A 16,074-nucleotide genomic window follows, 5' to 3' on the forward strand; every position below is an offset into this window, starting at 1 on the left:
GGTGACGGCTAACCGGCGAGGCCCAGCGCGAACGGCAGCACCGCCGGGGCCCCGGCGAGCCGCAGCTCGCGGGCGGCGACGGTCAGCGTCCAGCGGGAGTCCACCAGGTCGTCGACCAGCAGCACCGGTCCGGACAACCGGCCCAGCTCGGTGCGCTGCTCCGGCGTCAGTCCGAAGCGCTCCCACACCGAGGCCAGCCGATAGGCGCTGTTGCCGGGTGCGGTCGCGGGCACACCCGGCCGGGGCGCCAGCACACCGAGATCGGTGAGCCGCCCCAGCCGGGCCAGCCCCTCGGCCAGTGAGCGGACCAGCCGCGGCCGACTCAGCGAACCCACCGACATCACCGCCACCGGCCGCTCGGCCCAGTCCCACTCCCGCAGCACCTCGACGCAGGCCCGGGCCAGTGATTCGGGCACCTCGGCATCCACCGGTCGACCCTGCTCATCGGTGCTGAACAGCTGCCGCAGCGCCGCACCGTGCCCCAGATCGGTGAGCCGCGCGATCGCCCGGCCCTCGGCGTACGCCTCCTCCGCCGCGATCCGGCCCTTGACCGGCACCGACAGCCGGTCCATCCCCGACGGCCACTGGGTGCGCGGCTCGATCGGTACGCCGACCCGGGCCAGCCCGGCATCGGCCCGCTCCGCCCAATCGGTCGGCACCTCGGTGGCGTACCAGACCGGTTCGCCGGCCGCGCGCAGGCAGTTGTCGCAGCGTCCGCACGCGGCCGAGGTCGGGTCGTCGAGCTGCCGGGTGAGGAACTCCATCCGGCACATCGGGCCCTGCTCGAAGTCGATCATCGCCTGCTGCTCGCGTTCCCGGGCCTCGGCGATCCGGTCGTAACGCTCCTTGTCATAGCTCCAGCCCCGGCCGGTGAGCTGCCAACCACCGCTCACCTTCTCCACCGCACGGTCGACCGCGAGCACCTTCAACAGCAGCTCCAGCGGGGACCGGCGCAGATCCACCCGTGCCTCCAGCGCCGGCACGCTGAGCGGCTTCCCGGCCTGTTCCAGCGCACCGAGCACCTGGCCCACCTTGTGCTCGGTCGGCATCGAGGTGGTGGCGAAGTAGCGCCAGATGTCCTTGTCCTCGGTCCCGGGCAGCAGCAGCACGTCGGCGCGTTCGGTGGCGCGGCCGGCGCGGCCCACCTGCTGGTAGTAGGCGACCGGGGAACTGGGTGCGCCGAGATGCACCACGAAACCCAGATCGGGCTTGTCGAAGCCCATCCCGAGCGCGCTGGTGGCGACCAGCGCCTTCACCTCGTTGTTCTTCAGCGCCTGCTCGGCGGCCTCCCGATCGGCCGGGTCGGTCCGGCCGGTGTAGGCCAGCACCCGGTGACCGGCGTCGGCGAGCAGCCGTGCGGTGTCCTCGGCGGCCGACACGGTGAGCGCGTAGATGATGCCCGAACCGGGCAGCTCGGTCAGGTGGGCGAGCAGCCAGCCGAGCCGCTGCCGCGAGGTCTGCAGCCGGAGCACACCCAGCCGCAGCGAATCCCGGGCCAGCGCCCCGCGCAGGGTGAACACCTCGGCGCCGTCGCTGCCGAGCTGTTCGGCGACATCGGTGACCACCCGCTCGTTGGCGGTGGCGGTGGTGGCGAGCACCGGGACACCGGGCGGCAGCTGGGTGATCAGCTCGGCGATCCGGCGATAGTCGGGCCGGAAGTCGTGGCCCCAGTCGGAGATGCAGTGCGCCTCGTCCACCACCAGCAGGCCGAGGTCGGGGATCAACCGGGGCAGCACGGTGTCGCGGAAGCGCGGATTGGTCAGCCGCTCGGGGGAGACCAGCAGCAGATCGAGATCACCGGCCCCCAGCCGCTCGATGATCTCGTCCCACTCCGTCGGGTTGGCGGAGTTGATGGCGGCGGTGCGCACCCCGGCCCGCTCGGCCGCGGCGACCTGGTCGCGCATCAGCGCCAGCAGCGGTGAGACGATCAGCGTCGGGCCGGCACCCGCACGGCGGCGCAGCAGGCTGGCGACGAAATAGACCGCCGACTTGCCCCAGCCGGTGCGCTGCACCACCAGCGCCCGCCGGCGATCCCGGACCAGCGCCTCGATCGCCTCGAACTGGCCGTCCCGGAACTCCGCAGCGGGATTGCCGGTCAGCCGGCGCAGCACCTCGAGGGCGGAATCGTGCAGGGTCTCTTCGGTGACAGCCATGCCCCCAAGTTAAACGCTGCCCACCGACATCGAGCTGACCACTGCACCGGTCGCGATCGACTCGCGGATCATCGCCACCCGTGCGGCCGAATCGACGAGCACGTCGAAACCGGCCCCGCCACCGGTGGCGATCAGGCTGAGCTGCCGGGCCATCGGGGTGGTGGTCAGCGGGATCCGCTCGATCCGGTTGGTGTAGAGGGTCATCAGCGGTGAGGCGAGATCCACGAACGCCTGGCCGTGGCTGGCCAGCAGCCGATAGCGGTGCACGCTCTCCGGGACGCCGGGGCGCGGCGAGCCGATCATCGCGGTGAAGATGCAGCCGTCCCGCCAGGTGCCGGAGAGGGTGACGCTGGAGCCGCATTCGACCGCGTGCAGGGTCAGCTCCCCGGCCGGCACGAACTGCGAGATCAGATCGAGTACGCCGGCGGTCAGCCAGGGCAGCGCCCAGGTCCCTTCGGTGACATCGGCATTGCCGGCCAGCAGTTCGGCGTGGATGGCGTGGATCAGCCCGAACCGGCCGCCGGCGACCGAGGCGAGCAGCGGGGTCACCGCGGCGTGGTGCCGCCACGGGGTCAGCGGACGCAACCGGTCGGCGTACGCCAGGCCGCGCAACCGCTCGACCTGTTCCCGGTCGGTGCCGATCAACCGGTCCGCGGCCACCATGCCCGCCCGGCCCAGCTCGGGGGTGCCGAGCAGCGTCTCGGGATGCAGGGTGCCGACGACCAGATCGGTGTCGCCGAGCTGCCCGGGATCCAGCACCCGGGTTCCGAGTTGCTCGGCCAAGCCGGCGGCGTCGCCACCGCCGAGGGCCAGCACCCCCTTCAGGGCCAGCTCGGGACATTGTTCGGCCGCCGGGCCGAGGACCGCCGGAATCCGTTCCGGGGAACCGGGCCGGCCGTCATGGGCCAGGACCACCGACTCGAGCCTCATCGGGCCACCTCCTCGACCCGGTTGCTGCGGGCCGCTCGGGTCACGGCATCCGCCACCGCGACGGACTGGACCGCATCGGACAGCGACGGATTCACCGGCCGACCATCGAGGATGGCGTCCGCCCAGGAATCCAGCTGCAGCCGGAACGGGTCGTTGAACGCCGCCGCCAGCGGGCCGCTGGCCTCGTCGGTGAACGCCACCCCGCCGTCGGAGGACCAGGCGCGGACCAGGCTGCCCGCGCTGCCCTGGACGACCACCTCGAACAGGGCGGTCGCCCGCGGCCGTTCACCCCGGGAGATCTCACAGATCGCCGAGGCGCCGGATTCGGCGACCAGGGTCGCCACCAGTGCGTCGTCGATCGCCAACCGGCCCGAGGTGAGCTGCTGGCCGAGCGCGCTGGCCCTCACGATCGGCGAGTGCAGCCACCACGAGGCCAGGTCATAGAGGTGTACGCCGTTGTGCAGCGCATGCCCGCCGGAGCGCTGATGGTCGAGCACCCAGCCCTGCCAACCGGGCCAGATCCACCCGCCGGTGATCGCGATCCGGATCGCCTCGATCGTGCCGAGCGCACCGCTGGTGATGCAGTCCTGCACCGCCCGGCCGAGATCGGTGTGCCGATGCACGTGCCCGGCCTGGAAGACCAGTCCGGCGGCGGCGAAGGCGTCGGTCATCGCCCGCGCGCTCACCGGTTCGAGCGCGATCGGCTTCTCGATCAGCACATGCTTGCCGTGCCGACAGGCCGTCATCGCCAGGTCGACGTGGGTGTCGTTGGGCGTGCAGACGATCACCGCATCCACCTCGGCCGAGGAGATCAGCGCCTCCGCATCGGGCATGGCGACACCACCCCAGCGGGAGATGAAACGCTGCGCCGCCTCGGGTGCCCGGTCGTGGATCGCGGTGAGCGTGGTACGCGGACTGCCGGCGATGGCTCCCGCATGGGAATCGGCGATGAAACCGGTCCCGATGATGCCGACCCTGATCAAGGGGTCCTCCCGTCGGTTGTTTCGGTATCGTGTCGAGCAACGTGGCACACCGTGCCATGTGGATCTCTTCGGCGATTGGAGTGCGGATGGCGACGTCCACCCAGGGGCGCAGCGCAGCCAACTATCACACCCAGGCGCTCTCCCGTGGTCTGCGGCTGCTGCAGCTGATCGGCGCCCATCGCGGCCCGATGACGCTGGCGGAGCTGCACGAGAGCAGCGAATTGCCCAAGAGCACGCTGGTCCGGTTGCTCAGTGCCCTGGTCCAGGAGGATTTCCTGGTCCGGGTGGACGAGCAGCCCTCCTATCGGCTGGGTCATCAGGTGATGGCGCTCTCCCAGGCCTACCTGGGTGGTCTGGATGTCAGCGCGCTGGCGCACGACGAGCTGACCGACCTGGCCCGCCAGTCCCGGCAGACCGCCAACCTCGCCATCCTCGACGGCACCGAGGTGCTGCACGTGGCCGTGGAGCGCCCCGACCGGGCGCTGCGGTTCGATGCCACCGTCGGTTCGCACGGGCCGGCCTGGTGCACCGCGCTGGGCAAGATGCTGCTGTCGGATCTGGCGCCGGAGGATGTCGAGCGGCATGTCCCCGACGAACCGTGGGCGACCCCGACCGGGCGGACCGCCGCCGACCTGGCGGCACTGCGCCGCGACCTGGGTCGGATCCGCCGTCGTGGCTACGCCTTCGATGACAACGAGTACGCCGAGGGGCTGTCCTGCCTGGCGGTGCTGGTCACCGACGACCGGGGCACGATCGGCGCGTTGAGCCTGTCCGGTGCCTCCGGTGAGTTCGCCGGGCCGGCGCAGAAGCGGTTGCTGCAGCAGCTCTCCGACAGCGCCCAGCAACTGGGCAGCAATCCGGCGATGGTGGATGCGCTGCGGGCGGTCGCGCGCGACTGACGCCGCCGGTCTGAAGCACTCCATTCGTACGCCTCAGCTCGCCCGGTCCGTCTTGGCGCGGATCGGGGTGGTGAGATCGCCGATGCCGCCGATCGATGCGGTCATGGTGTCCCCGTCAACCAGGAAGGTGCCGGTGCTGGCACCGACCCCGGCCGGGGTACCGGTCATGATCAGGTCGCCGGGGGAGAGGGTGCAGAGCCGGGAGCAGAAGGCGATCAGCTCGGCGCAGCTGTGGATCATCGCACCGGTGCTGGACTGCTGTTTCAGCTCCCCGTTCACGGTCAGGGTCAGCTCCAGTGCCTGCGGGTCGATGATCTCGTCGGCGGTCACGATCCACGGGCCGATCGGCGCGGCCCCATCGGCCCATTTCCCTTCCAGCCAATCGAAGAAGCCGACCCAGGCGTTCTCGGTGTCCCGCTCGAAGCCGAGCGCGAGTTTCCGCAGCGAGATGTCGTTGCCGACGGTGTAGCCGAACACGTGCTCGAGCGCGTTCTCGACCGCGATGTCCCGGCCGCCGCGGCCGATCACCACGGTCAGTTCGGCCTCCCAGTCGGCCCCGGCGGAGATCTCGGGGATCTCGAAGACATCACCGGGCCCGGCCAGCGAGGTGTGTGGCTTGGTGAAGATCTTGGGGCTGGTCCGCGCGGGGTCGACCAGTTGCCCACCCCCCTCGTCGATGTGGGCCTGGTAGTTCGAGGCCGCACAGAGGATCTTCGGCGGGTCGAGCAGCGGTGCGACCAGGGTGGCCTCGTCGAGTCGTAGTCGGTCCCCGGTGTTGCGGACCGGCGGGGTTCCGTCGGAGCCCAACGCGATCAGGGCCGACAGGTCCCCGGGGCCGAGGTCGTCGATCAGCTCGTCGTCACCGAGCCTGCCGTGACGAAGCTCGTCGTCGGAGGTGCGATAGCTGCACAGGCGCATGGTTTCCTTACTCGGTGTGGTTTCAGGCGGTCTGTCCGGTCGGCGCCAAGGACCCGGTCCGGGGCAGTTCACCTGCTGCCGCCAGTGTCTCAGCCGTGTCCCGGGCCGCTGCCAGGGCACCCTCGATGTCGGCCTCGGTGAACGCCCCGGACACGTGGTTGCGCTTCATCGCCATCGGCAGCAGCAGGTGGCCGCGGTCGATCATGCCGCGCAGGTAGGCGTGCGAGGCGGCGCGGTCCAACGCCACCAGGTCGCGGTAGCCCAGGGCCTGGTCGATGCCGAAATAGATGGTGAACGTGCCCCCGTGGCCGGCGACCGTGGCCCGCACCTCGGTCTCGGCGAAGATCTGCCGCAGCCCGCTGCGCATCCGTTCCCCGAAGGCGTAGGTGCGGTCATAGAAGTCCGGATGTTCTTGCAGATAACCGATCGTGGCCAGGCTGGCGGCGCAGGAGACCGGATTGCCGTTGAAGGTTCCCATCACCGACACGTCGCCGCCCTTGGCGGGATCGGCCTGCCGCATCACCCGTTCCGGGCCGCCGACGCCCGCTGTGGCGTACCCGTTGCCCATCGCCTTGCCGAAGGTCGTCAGGTCGGGGGTGATGCCCGCGATGCTCTGATAGCCGCCGAGGGCGTGCCGGAATCCGGTGATCACCTCATCGAAGATCAGCAGGGCGCCGCGGTCGCTGGTCAGTTCCCGCAGGCCGGCCAGGAATCCGTCGGTGGGCAGCAGGGCACCGACGTTGTGCGGGATGGGTTCGACGATCACCGCCGCGATCTGGTCGGGATGTTCGTCGAAGAGCCGACGGATCGAGTCGAGGTCGTTCCATTCGGCGATCAGGGTGGCGGCCAGCACCTCGGGCAGGATCCCCGCCGAGATCGGATCGTCGCCGTATTCCCGGCCCGGGGCGGAGATCACGTTGCGGGCCACCGCATCGGACCAGCCGTGGAAACCGCCCTGCACCTTGATGATCAGCCGCCGGTCGGTGTGGGCCCGGGCGATCCGCAGGGCGTACGCCACCGCCTCGCTGCCGGTGTTCACCAGCAGGGTCTGCTCGATGCTCGGGATGGTCCGGGCGAGCAGTTCGGCGAGCTGCACCTCGGTCTCGGTGACCCCGTAACCGACCAGATCCACCCCGTCGCGGCTGGCCGCCACGGCGTCGTCGACGATGGGGTGTCGATGGCCGAGCAGGATCGCGCCGAAGGCGGCGTGGAAGTCCAGATAGCGCCGGCCGTCGGCGTCGACGACGTACGCCCCCTCGGCATCGGCCAGGCTGAGCGGGGCACCGTTGGCGCGGGTGCCGGAGTTCACCCCACCGGGGATCACCGCACGCGCCCGATCCCAGATTCCCTGTGATCGTGGGGATTCGCTGGTGCCACTCATCAAGACCTCGACTTCGTCGTAGTGCAGGAGGTCGCGTGGTGGAACCCTCGCGACACATTCATGAAATGCTATTCCACGCCAGCGGTCAAGCGTTCCGGCCGAGATGGGCGATCGCGTCGATCTCCACGCGCACGTCGGGATGGCCGAAGGCGACCACCACCGTGGTCCGCGCCGGCGGCAGCTGTGGGAAGCGGCGGGCATAGATCTCGTTGAAGCGGGTGAAGTGCAACGCGCTGCCGAGCCAGGCGTTCACCTTGACCACATCGCCGAGGCCGGCGCCGCCGGCTTTCAGGATCGCCTCGACATTGTCCAGGGTGAGCTCCACCTCCTGGGCGAAGTCACCGACCAGCACCGAGCCGTCGGGACGGCTGGCGACCTGGCCGCTGACGAAGATGAAGTCACCGGCGCGCATGCCGGGGGAGAGTGGTACCGGCGGGGCCGGGATGTCGGCGGGATGGACGGCTTCGGCCATGGAGACTCCTCTGGCGGGATCGAACGGTCATGGAATAGAGTTCCACATTATGCCCACCGGTGTTCCCCCGCCAGCAGCGTCGCTGCTGCTCCGCGGCGGCCGTGTGATCGACGGCACCGGGGCGCCGGCGATCCCGGCAGAGGTGTTGATCACCGATGGTCGGGTCGCGGGGTTGCTGCCACCGGGGACCGCGGTCGATGCCGAGGTGGTGGAGGTCGCCGGCAAGATCGTCTGCCCCGGGTTCGTCGACATCCACACCCATTCGGATCTGACCCTGCTCTCCGATCCCCGCGGGCAGAGCAAGGTGCGCCAGGGGGTGACCACCGAGGTGGTCGGCAACTGCGGGCTCGGTGTGGTGCCCCGGCCCGCTGCGGACCCGGTGGGCATGCGCGCGGCGGTCGCCTATCTCGACCTGGATCCCGCGGTACGCCTGGACCAGACCGATCTGACCGGTTACCTGGACGCGCTGGAGCGGGTGGGGCCGGCGCTGAACGTGGCGGCGCTCGTCGCGCACCTGCCGCTGCGCTGGGGCGTACGGCAGGGGGTGGCGGGGCCGGTCACCGACACCGAGCTGACGCGGATGCGGGACCTGCTCGCCGAGGCCCTCGATCAGGGCGCGGTCGGGTTGTCGACCGGATTGATCTATCCGCCACTGCAGCACGCCGATCATCGAGAACTGTGTGGGCTGGCCGAGGTGGTCACCGAGCGGGACAAGCTGTTCGCCTGGCACATCCGGGACTACACCGATGGGTTGCTGGAGTCGGTGGCCGAGGTGCTCGCGGTCGCTCGCGAGACCGGGTGCCGCACCCAGATCTCGCATCTGATGTCGGTCGGGCGGCGGAACCGCGGTGTCGTCGGTGAGGCGCTGGCGATGATCGACCGGGCTCGGTCCGATGGGTTCGATATCGGCGTGGACATCTATCCCTATCTGGCCGGCAACGCCCCGCTGGCGCAGTTGCTGCCGGGTTGGCTGCCGGTGGGTGGGCAGCGGGCGGTGCTGCTGCGGGACCCGGCGACCCGGCAGCGGATCGCGGCCGAATGGGAGCACAATCCGGTCGGATGGGACGAGATCATGATCTGCGCGATGCCCGGGGAGGATCAGTCGCTGGTCGGTCGGATCCTCGACGAGAGTGCCGCCGAGCTGGGGCGCCCGGCTGCCGAACTCGCCCTCGATCTGCTTGCTGAGCACGACAATGCGGTGATGATGGTCGCCTTCGGCCGCGCAGAGGAGGATCTGCGACAGGTGCTCGCCCATCCGGCGACCGTGGTCGCCTCCGATGGGCAGGCGTTGGCCGATACCGGGGCGACCGCTGGCGGCGTACCCCATCCGCGCAGCTTCGGCTGCTTTCCCCGCTATCTCAGCGAATTCGCGCCCGATCTGGTCGAGGGGGTACGCCGCTGCACGTCGGCGCCCGCGGATCGGGTCGGACTGGATCGCGGCCGGATCGCGGTGGGTGCGGTCGCGGATCTGGTGGTGCTCGATCCGCAGCGGCTCGCCGACCGGTCCAGCTTCACCAGGCCACGGATGGAGCCGGCGGGGATCGAGCTGGTGCTGGTCGGCGGCCGGCCGGTGGCGGCCGATGCGGAACCGGGGAACGGAACAGGAGCAGTGATTCGGATGACGAAGGGAACTCGATGATCGACGTCCACACCCACGCGCAGCTGTCGGAGCACTGGGGGTGCGAGTGGCACGACCACTGGCAGCCGATCTATGGACACGAGTGGGTGGACACCACCCCGGAGGCATATGACGAGGCGATGCAGGGGGTCGACCTGGCGTTGGTCTTCGGCATCCGGGCGACCGCGGTCGGGATGACCTCGCCGCATGAATACATCGCGGACTTCTGTCGGCGGACGAAGACGAACACGATCGGCTTCATGGCTCTGGATCCGACCGATGACGACGTGTTGGAGCAGCTCGCCGATGGGGTGGCGCACGGGTTGCGGGGGATCAAGCTCTATCCGGTGCTCGCGTTGTTCGACCCGCGCGACGAACGCTTCGACCCGTTCTATCGGGCCGTGGAGGAGGCCGGGTTGGTGCTGCTCTGGCACATGGGTGCGACCCCCTCACCGGTGGGCAGGCTCGAGGTTTCCAATCCGCTGGTCGTGGACGAGGTCGCCCGCCGGCACCCCGGGATCACCCAGATCATCGCCCATATGGGGCATCCCTGGCAGCGCGAGACGATCGCGGTGATCCGCAAGAATCCGCGCGTGTTCTCCGACGTGTCGGCCGCCTGGGCGCGGCCGGCGGACGGGCGCCGCGCGCTGATCCGGGCCCAGGAGTGGGATGTGGTGAACAAGTTGCTGTTCGGCTCGGACTATCCGATCTGGACCCCGGCCCAGGCCCGGGAGGGATTGCTGGAACTCCATGCCGACAAGACCCCGGGGCTGCCACCGATCGCCGACGAGACGGTCGACTGGTTGCTCAACGGTGACCCTCGGGCGGCCCTCGGCCTCGACTGACGGTGGTCACCTCGGCTGAGTGTGCGTCCTTTTCACGTTCCTCGAGTAGGTCGCGCAGCGACCGTGTCGAGAGGAATCCCATGCTCGCTGAGCGAGGAGGAACGGCGAGTCGAAGCCACGGCGTCAGCGTGACGATGGTTTCGACTCGTCGCTGCGCTCCTCGCTCAACCAACGTGGGGGCCGCGCTCCCGTGGTCGGGGCATGGGAGTTCGGTTGGGGCATGGCACACCATGCTCGGACCGAAGGACGATGCCCCGACCGGATCAGAACGGTAGGGGCTCGGCGGATTCGCTGCCACGGTGGGGAATCAGGGCAGGCCGGTGCTCCGGGTGAGCCGGCTTCTTCGCCTTCTGCTTCGCACTCTTCTGTTTGGCTGCCTCGGCTTGTTCGCGGGCTGCCTGGCGTAGGTCGCGGAGGCGTTGGTTCTTGCGGGCGCGGCGGAGTCGCTCGCGTTCGCGGGCTTCGTCGGCGGCTTGTTCGGCTTCGGCCTGTTCCTTTTCCAACTGGGCCTGGCCGTTGCAGAGGGTCTCCCGAAGTAGCTTTTCGGTTCGGGAGAGCGAGGCGGCCGGGTCGTTGATCAGATGATCGGGCGGTGGATGCTCCCAGGTCCCGTGGCGGCTGACCCAAGCCTCCTGCCCTGCCGGTGTTCGCCAGTGGAACACCCCCGGGGAGGGTTGCTCGAGGGTGAATCCGGCGTGGGTTCTGGCGCGGTGGGCTGACCGGTTCAGCGGCCCCAGGTTGTCCGAGCTTGTCGGCCCCTCCGGTGCGGGAATGGTGTGATCGAGGTCGATCCCGCGGCCGAACGCACTGCGATTCGATCGGGGGAACATCACATACCGGTCGCGCAGTTTGACCCGCTGCGCTAACTCGTCGGAGGGCCGGTAGGTGTTCACCATCACCGGCGCGGCCAGGTCGATCACCGGCCGCACCTTCACGGTCCCACCGCACTGTGCCAGCAGCTCCTTCAGATGCTGGAGGGTGACCGGTCCGAGCGCGTCGCCTTCACCGCCGCGGCCATTCGCGAGGTCTCGGGAGTTCATGTGCAGGATCAATTCGGCACCGTGCCGGCAGCGCTCACTGGTGGGTGTGACGATCTCACCGTGCTTGTTGACCACATCACCACCAGGGGTGACGGTCGCGCCATCGAACAGCGAGGGTTGCAGCAGTTGCCGGGCCCGTTCCGGGTGGGCCAGATGGCCGAGGGCTTCGGCGCGGAGCTCGTCACGGCCGGCGGTGGACCCGCCGGCTTTCAAGACGTCGGCGAGGCGGTCGAGGGTGCCGTTCAACTGTGCGGCGTCACCGGCGTCGAGGTTGGCGTAGAGGTCGGTGATCCCCGGGGTGTTCCGGCTGGGGGTGAACTCCACGCGGCGTTGCTTCTTGGCGGCCTGGCGTTCGGCTTCTTTGTCGTCGTTGAGAATCAACGCGACCTGGGCCTCGGTCGTCGCCACCGCTCGTTTCGGGGTGAGGTTGACCAGCCGGAGTGACCAGAGGGAGTCGAATTCGCGGGCCTGGGTGAAGTTCAAGTGCAGGGCGGCGCGGGAGATGTCGCGGGCGACCCAGACGGGGATGTCGCAGTCCAAGGTGGCCTGCCACAGGATCGGATGCCGATGCCGCAGATTCAATACGTCGGCGGTCCAGACCTGCGGCGGTCTCCGGTGAACTGCCCAGCGACATCGCCAACTCGAGGTGGAAGAACTCGGTGATGCCGGGCGTACCGTCCGCGCCGGGGAACACGAGCTGTTCACCGTGCAGCACGCGGGCGGTGAGTTCGTCGGTGTGGGTGTTGAGTCCGGAGTAGGTGTCGCAGGCGGCGGCGATCCCGACGAGCCGGTGTGCTTCGGCCTGGGCGATCTGCTCGCTTTCGGCGCGGATCGCGGCGAAGACCTGGGCTCGTTCGGTGGTCATCTGTGGTCACCTCCTCTCATCTGCTACATCCAACATTAGTCATCGTGTTCGAATAACTCAAGAGGTTTGAGGAGATTTTTTCTGGTTCATCTCGACACGGTCGCTGCGCGACCTACTCGATGAACGGGGTACTGGTCGCTGCGCGACCTACTCGATGAACGTGGGTACTGGTCGCTGCGCCCTGGTCGATGAACGTGGGACGATCAGGGTATGACCGGGGCACGGATCCGTCAGGCGAGTGAGGCCGATGCGCCGCTGGTCGCGGCCCTGGTGATCCAGGCCGCCCGGGCGGAGGGGCTCGAACCGGGCCAGGGATTCATGGACCGGTTCGTCGACGCCTGGCGGGAATACCGCGACCAGCACCCGGCCTGGTGGGCCGAACTCGACAACCAGCATGCCGGCCTGCTGCTCACCGCCCGGATCCGACCACTGCCGTGGCCCGGGCGTACCGGCGGGGGAGAGCTGCGCGCCGAACGCCTCTTCGTGCCCGACGCCTACGCCGACCGCGGTGTCGCCGACGCACTGCGCGCGGCCGCCCGGGACTGGGCGACCGCGCGCGGCATGGACTGGTACGACCTGGCGGACCTCAGCGATCGATGATCACCCGGTCACCGCGATAGCCACGCAGCACGACGAACCCCGCCAACAGCAGCACCAGACCGGTGACCACCCAGAAGTACCGTCCCTCGGGTGCCAGCCCGGAGAACTGGCCGATCAGGTTCGATACATGGAAACCCGCGTGTACGCCGACCGCGGACCAGATCGATCGGGTGCGCAGCATCAGGGCCGCGGCCAGGAACCCGAACCCGAGCGGGATCAGCAGATAGAGCAACCGGTCCACCAGATTCTGCTGACCGCCCTTGGAGACCAGGTGAATCACCGCGAACAGACCGGCCGAGGCCAGCGCGGCCACCCGGGGCCGCTCCGCCAGGGCCTGCATCAGATAACCCCGGAAGAACAGCTCCTCCGGAATCCCCTGCAGCAGGAACGCCCGGATCAGTGCCAGCGCGATCGTTGCCGCGATCATCCCGGTCGACAGCAGGTCCGGCGGCAGTGTCACTCGCTGAGTCTGGCCGACCAGCAGACCGCCCCACATGACGAGCTGGCCGATCACGACGACGATCAGCAGACCGAGTCCGAGCGCCGGCAGGCTGTGCCGGGTCCAGACCAGGCCGATCCGCCGCAGCGGGGCGCGGTCGACCAGGCGCATCAGCAGTGCGATCACCCCGAGCACCGCGACGGTGACCAGCAGTGCGCCGCCGAGATTCGACAGCACGACCAGCAGCAGATTGTTCGGATCGGACATCGCCGCGGTGACCCCGGGGATGGCGCTGTAACCGAGCTGGACGACCATCACGGTCGCCATGAACAACACCGGTACCAGCACGGCGCGCAGCCAACCGGGGAGTCGTGGTTTCTTCGTGCTGGCATTGGTTTCGGACGGGTTGGGAGTTTCGATGATTGCAGGCATGACTCCACCGTGCCGCGGAGCGACCGCCGGATCCGCTGGCCCGGGTCACGACCCCGCCCCCGAAACCATGACCACGGTCACTCCTCGACCGGGCCCGGGGTCCCTAGGCTGAAGCCATGAAAATGTCACGCCGGATGCTGGTGCTGCTCGATGTGCTCGTCGGCGTGCTCGTGCTGTTCAACGTGGTCACCTCGCTCGCGGCCCAGCGACAGTACTTCTGGTTGCTGGTGACCGGCTGTGTGGGCAGTGTCCTGGTCGCGCTGTGCTGGATCGCGTGGCGGGTGTGGCGAGACCCTCGGCTGCTCCAGTTGATGCTGATCGCCTCCGCGCTGGCCGCGGTCGGTGGTGGCGGTGCGGTGCCGTTGCTGCTCACCCTGTTGTCGATCAGTCTGGTCATCGCCAGCAACGGTCTCTGGTACGGCATCGCAGGTCTCGCGGTCTACGCTCTGGTGGCGACCGTGACGATGGTCCTCGTCCAACGCAGCTTGGCATTCCTGCTGCTCGAACTCGTTTCGCTGACCGTCCTCGGCGGGCTCGGGCTGGTGCTCGGGCAGTTGCTCCGCGAACTGGCCGCCGAACGGCGTACCAACCAACGGCTCCTCGGCGAACTCCGCGCCGCCACCCATGTGGAGAAGGAGCTGATGCTCGCCGACGAACGCGCCCGCTCGGCCCGCGAACTGCACGACGGGCTCGGACATCGGCTGACGCTGATCGGGATGAGTCTTGAGTACGCCGAACGGATCCACGAGCGCGAACCCGGGGCGGCGTACGCCGAAGTCGGCCAGGCCTGCGAACAGGCCCGCGATGCGATGGCATACATGCGGCGCTGGGTCCGGGCACTGAACCCACCGCGCGAGGCGAATCTCTCCGGAATCGCTGCCTTCGAAGCGATCGCGGACAGCTTCCGCGGCACCGGACTGGAGGTGGTGGTACGCCAGCGCGGCATCGAGCAGCCACTCGGCCACGCCGCCTCGCTCTTCGCCTACCGGCTGGTGCAGGAGGGGCTGACGAATGTGCTGCGGCACTCCACCGCCGACCGGGTGGAGATCACCGTGCACTGGCGCGACCGGGGCGTCGAGATCGAGATCGGCGACAACGGCGCCGAACGCGGTACCGAACTCGCGGAAACCCAACCCGGCTTCGGGTTGCGGTCGTTGGCCGAGCGCGCCGAGCAGCTCGGCGGCAGCTTCTCCGCCCGCAGCGACGCACGCGGTGTGGTGCTCACCGGGAGCCTCCCGGAGGCCGCCGCGTGACCATCCGATTGTTGGTCGTGGACGATCAGCAGCTGCTGCGCCGCGGACTGCGGATGCTGTTGGAGACCGCCGACGGTCTCCAGGTCGTCGGCGAGGCGGCCGACGGCCGGGAGGCGCTGGCGGTGCTGCCGCGCTGCCGTCCCGATGTCGTGCTCACCGATGCCCGGATGCCGGGAATGGACGGCCTGGAACTCGTTGCGGCACTGGCCGAACGCCATCCCGGCCTGCCGGCGCTGGTGCTCACCACCTTCGACGACGAGGCCGTGGTGCTCGGCTCGCTGGGTGCGGGCGCGGCCGGTTTCCTGCTCAAGGACGTCTCCACCGACCGGCTCGCCGAGGCGATCCGCGAGGTGGCCACCGGGGGTGTGGTGATCGATCCTCGGATCGCCCGGATCGCCTTGTCCGGTGGAGAATCCGCCGACCGAAACGATCCGCTGGCGGCGCTCACCCGGACCGAACGGCTGGTCGCCGAACGAGTGGCCCGCGGTCTCACCAATGCCGAGATCGCGGCCGAGCTGGTGCTCGCCGAGGGCACCGTCAAGAACCATGTCTCCACCCTGCTCCGCAAACTCGAGCAGCGCGATCGCACCGGGCTCGCGCTGGTGCTGCACCGGGCGTTCGGCGGCTGACTCGTCTGGACGCCTGCTCATCTCGACACGCCTGTTCATCTCGACACAGTGAGGATGGTGGTGGGGGTCCGGTGGCCTTGGGGATGATGTCTTTGGGGTCTGGGTTGTTCGTTTGACCGATCTCGACACTGGCGCTGTTGGTTGGGTGCCTTGAACGCGACTTGTCGACGGCCGGCCCGCCGGGCCCCTCTTTCGGTTTGGATGGCCAGACCGGGCGGGTGTGACTTGATAGGACCTTGATCGGTGTCTCATCACTGTGGTGTCCGCCCGGCCTGGGAGGTCATCCCTCGATCCAGTTGTAGAGGGAGACATCACCCATGATGACCACCAACCATGCCACGCCTCAAGACCCGACCCCGGTGGTGGCCGGGGTCGATACTCATCAACGCACCCATCACGCGGTCGTGCTCACCGAGACCGGGGTGTTGTTGGCTGATCGGGAGTTCCCGGTCTCCCGCGCGGGTTATGCCGCGTTGGTGGACTGGGTCGCCGGCCACGGACCGATCACCGCGATCGGGGTCGAGTCGACCGGTTCGTATGGGGCCGGGTTGACGGTGCATCTGCTGGCGGCCGGGATCGAGGTGATCGAGGTCAACCGGCCCGATAAGACCACCCGG

General features: G+C 69.1%; 16 protein-coding genes. 8 read left to right on the forward strand and 8 right to left on the reverse strand.

What is annotated here, in order from left to right:
* Positions 1 to 8: 8 nt before the first annotated feature.
* Genes BI335_RS11790 through BI335_RS11800 form a run of 3 tightly spaced genes read right to left on the reverse strand, consistent with a single transcriptional unit; the run spans position 9 to position 4,066 of the window.
* The gene (locus tag BI335_RS11790) at positions 9 to 2,153 is read right to left on the reverse strand and encodes a RecQ family ATP-dependent DNA helicase (protein WP_094431146.1); all 2,145 of its coding nucleotides are present in this window, start codon (positions 2,151 to 2,153) and stop codon (positions 9 to 11) included.
* A 9-nt stretch (positions 2,154 to 2,162) separates the two neighbouring features.
* Positions 2,163 to 3,083 (reverse strand): hypothetical protein, encoded by a 921-nt coding sequence (locus BI335_RS11795; RefSeq protein WP_094399526.1) that lies wholly within the window; start codon positions 3,081 to 3,083, stop codon positions 2,163 to 2,165.
* Entirely contained in the window at positions 3,080 to 4,066 is a 987-nt protein-coding gene (locus tag BI335_RS11800) for a Gfo/Idh/MocA family protein (protein WP_133625342.1), read from the reverse strand. Before BI335_RS11800 ends, BI335_RS11795 begins: the two co-directional genes overlap by 4 nt.
* Before the next feature lie 86 nt (positions 4,067 to 4,152).
* Between BI335_RS11800 and BI335_RS11805 the strand changes: the two genes are divergently transcribed.
* Positions 4,153 to 4,965, forward strand: coding sequence for an IclR family transcriptional regulator (locus BI335_RS11805; RefSeq protein ID WP_166646617.1), 813 nt, complete (start codon positions 4,153 to 4,155; stop codon positions 4,963 to 4,965).
* 33 nt (positions 4,966 to 4,998) lie between these two features.
* Here the strand turns inward: BI335_RS11805 and BI335_RS11810 are convergent, their stop codons facing one another.
* The 3 genes from BI335_RS11810 to BI335_RS11820 all read right to left on the reverse strand — a co-directional run bounded on the left by BI335_RS11810 (position 4,999) and on the right by BI335_RS11820 (position 7,736).
* Positions 4,999 to 5,883, reverse strand: a complete 885-nt coding sequence (locus BI335_RS11810; RefSeq protein ID WP_094431148.1) for a fumarylacetoacetate hydrolase family protein — start codon at positions 5,881 to 5,883, stop codon at positions 4,999 to 5,001.
* Positions 5,884 to 5,905: 22 nt separating this feature from the next.
* Positions 5,906 to 7,264, reverse strand: a complete 1,359-nt coding sequence (locus BI335_RS11815; protein WP_094431150.1) for an aspartate aminotransferase family protein — start codon at positions 7,262 to 7,264, stop codon at positions 5,906 to 5,908.
* Positions 7,265 to 7,349: 85 nt separating this feature from the next.
* Entirely contained in the window at positions 7,350 to 7,736 is a 387-nt protein-coding gene (locus tag BI335_RS11820; RefSeq protein ID WP_094431152.1) for a RidA family protein, read from the reverse strand.
* A gap of 49 nt (positions 7,737 to 7,785) precedes the next feature.
* Between BI335_RS11820 and BI335_RS11825 the strand changes: the two genes are divergently transcribed.
* Together BI335_RS11825 and BI335_RS11830 are read left to right on the forward strand one after the other, a co-directional pair.
* Positions 7,786 to 9,375 carry an N-acyl-D-amino-acid deacylase family protein gene (locus BI335_RS11825; RefSeq protein ID WP_166646618.1) on the forward strand — a complete coding sequence of 530 codons (1,590 nt, stop codon included), beginning with the start codon at positions 7,786 to 7,788 and terminating at the stop codon, positions 9,373 to 9,375.
* The gene (locus BI335_RS11830) at positions 9,372 to 10,199 is read left to right on the forward strand and encodes an amidohydrolase family protein (RefSeq protein WP_094431156.1); all 828 of its coding nucleotides are present in this window, start codon (positions 9,372 to 9,374) and stop codon (positions 10,197 to 10,199) included. Before BI335_RS11825 ends, BI335_RS11830 begins: the two co-directional genes overlap by 4 nt.
* A gap of 263 nt (positions 10,200 to 10,462) precedes the next feature.
* Here BI335_RS11830 and BI335_RS11835 read toward each other — a convergent pair whose 3' ends face one another.
* Positions 10,463 to 11,821, reverse strand: coding sequence for a hypothetical protein (locus BI335_RS11835; protein WP_094431158.1), 1,359 nt, complete (start codon positions 11,819 to 11,821; stop codon positions 10,463 to 10,465).
* Positions 11,822 to 11,885: 64 nt separating this feature from the next.
* On the opposite strand from BI335_RS11835, the gene BI335_RS11840 reads away from it, so the two are divergent.
* Positions 11,886 to 12,143: a hypothetical protein gene (locus BI335_RS11840; RefSeq protein ID WP_094431160.1), complete on the forward strand. Its 258-nt coding sequence runs from the start codon at positions 11,886 to 11,888 to the stop codon at positions 12,141 to 12,143.
* Between the two features lie 171 nt (positions 12,144 to 12,314).
* Positions 12,315 to 12,704 (forward strand): hypothetical protein, encoded by a 390-nt coding sequence (locus BI335_RS11845; protein ID WP_094399512.1) that lies wholly within the window; start codon positions 12,315 to 12,317, stop codon positions 12,702 to 12,704.
* Here the strand turns inward: BI335_RS11845 and BI335_RS11850 are convergent.
* Positions 12,691 to 13,575 (reverse strand): CPBP family intramembrane glutamic endopeptidase, encoded by an 885-nt coding sequence (locus tag BI335_RS11850; RefSeq protein ID WP_094404813.1) that lies wholly within the window; start codon positions 13,573 to 13,575, stop codon positions 12,691 to 12,693. The genes BI335_RS11845 and BI335_RS11850 overlap by 14 nt on opposite strands.
* Before the next feature lie 116 nt (positions 13,576 to 13,691).
* On the opposite strand from BI335_RS11850, the gene BI335_RS11855 reads away from it, so the two are divergent.
* From BI335_RS11855 to BI335_RS11865, 3 genes are all read left to right on the forward strand, one after another.
* Complete coding sequence (locus BI335_RS11855) at positions 13,692 to 14,828, forward strand: sensor histidine kinase (RefSeq protein WP_094431162.1); 1,137 nt, start codon at positions 13,692 to 13,694, stop codon at positions 14,826 to 14,828.
* Positions 14,825 to 15,457 carry a response regulator gene (locus tag BI335_RS11860; RefSeq protein WP_267489865.1) on the forward strand — a complete coding sequence of 211 codons (633 nt, stop codon included), beginning with the start codon at positions 14,825 to 14,827 and terminating at the stop codon, positions 15,455 to 15,457. Before BI335_RS11855 ends, BI335_RS11860 begins: the two co-directional genes overlap by 4 nt.
* Positions 15,458 to 15,774: 317 nt before the next feature.
* On the forward strand, positions 15,775 to 16,074 hold a 300-nt coding region (locus tag BI335_RS11865), incomplete at its 3' end, for an IS110 family transposase (protein WP_144009081.1).

The organism is Enemella evansiae (assembly GCF_002250705.1).
GTDB lineage: Bacteria > Actinomycetota > Actinomycetes > Propionibacteriales > Propionibacteriaceae > Enemella > Enemella evansiae.

What these genes read in the sequence shown, in the direction of transcription:
- BI335_RS11790 (WP_094431146.1), bottom strand. Translation starts at nt 2,153, where the DNA reads ATGGCTGTCACCGAAGAGACCCTGCACGATTCCGCCCTCGAGGTGCTG.
- BI335_RS11795 (WP_094399526.1), bottom strand. Translation starts at nt 3,083, where the DNA reads ATGAGGCTCGAGTCGGTGGTCCTGGCCCATGACGGCCGGCCCGGTTCC.
- BI335_RS11805 (WP_166646617.1), top strand. Translation starts at nt 4,153, where the DNA reads ATGGCGACGTCCACCCAGGGGCGCAGCGCAGCCAACTATCACACCCAG.
- BI335_RS11810 (WP_094431148.1), bottom strand. Translation starts at nt 5,883, where the DNA reads ATGCGCCTGTGCAGCTATCGCACCTCCGACGACGAGCTTCGTCACGGC.
- BI335_RS11815 (WP_094431150.1), bottom strand. Translation starts at nt 7,264, where the DNA reads ATGAGTGGCACCAGCGAATCCCCACGATCACAGGGAATCTGGGATCGG.
- BI335_RS11820 (WP_094431152.1), bottom strand. Translation starts at nt 7,736, where the DNA reads ATGGCCGAAGCCGTCCATCCCGCCGACATCCCGGCCCCGCCGGTACCA.
- BI335_RS11825 (WP_166646618.1), top strand. Translation starts at nt 7,786, where the DNA reads ATGCCCACCGGTGTTCCCCCGCCAGCAGCGTCGCTGCTGCTCCGCGGC.
- BI335_RS11830 (WP_094431156.1), top strand. Translation starts at nt 9,372, where the DNA reads ATGATCGACGTCCACACCCACGCGCAGCTGTCGGAGCACTGGGGGTGC.
- BI335_RS11845 (WP_094399512.1), top strand. Translation starts at nt 12,315, where the DNA reads ATGACCGGGGCACGGATCCGTCAGGCGAGTGAGGCCGATGCGCCGCTG.
- BI335_RS11850 (WP_094404813.1), bottom strand. Translation starts at nt 13,575, where the DNA reads ATGCCTGCAATCATCGAAACTCCCAACCCGTCCGAAACCAATGCCAGC.
- BI335_RS11855 (WP_094431162.1), top strand. Translation starts at nt 13,692, where the DNA reads ATGAAAATGTCACGCCGGATGCTGGTGCTGCTCGATGTGCTCGTCGGC.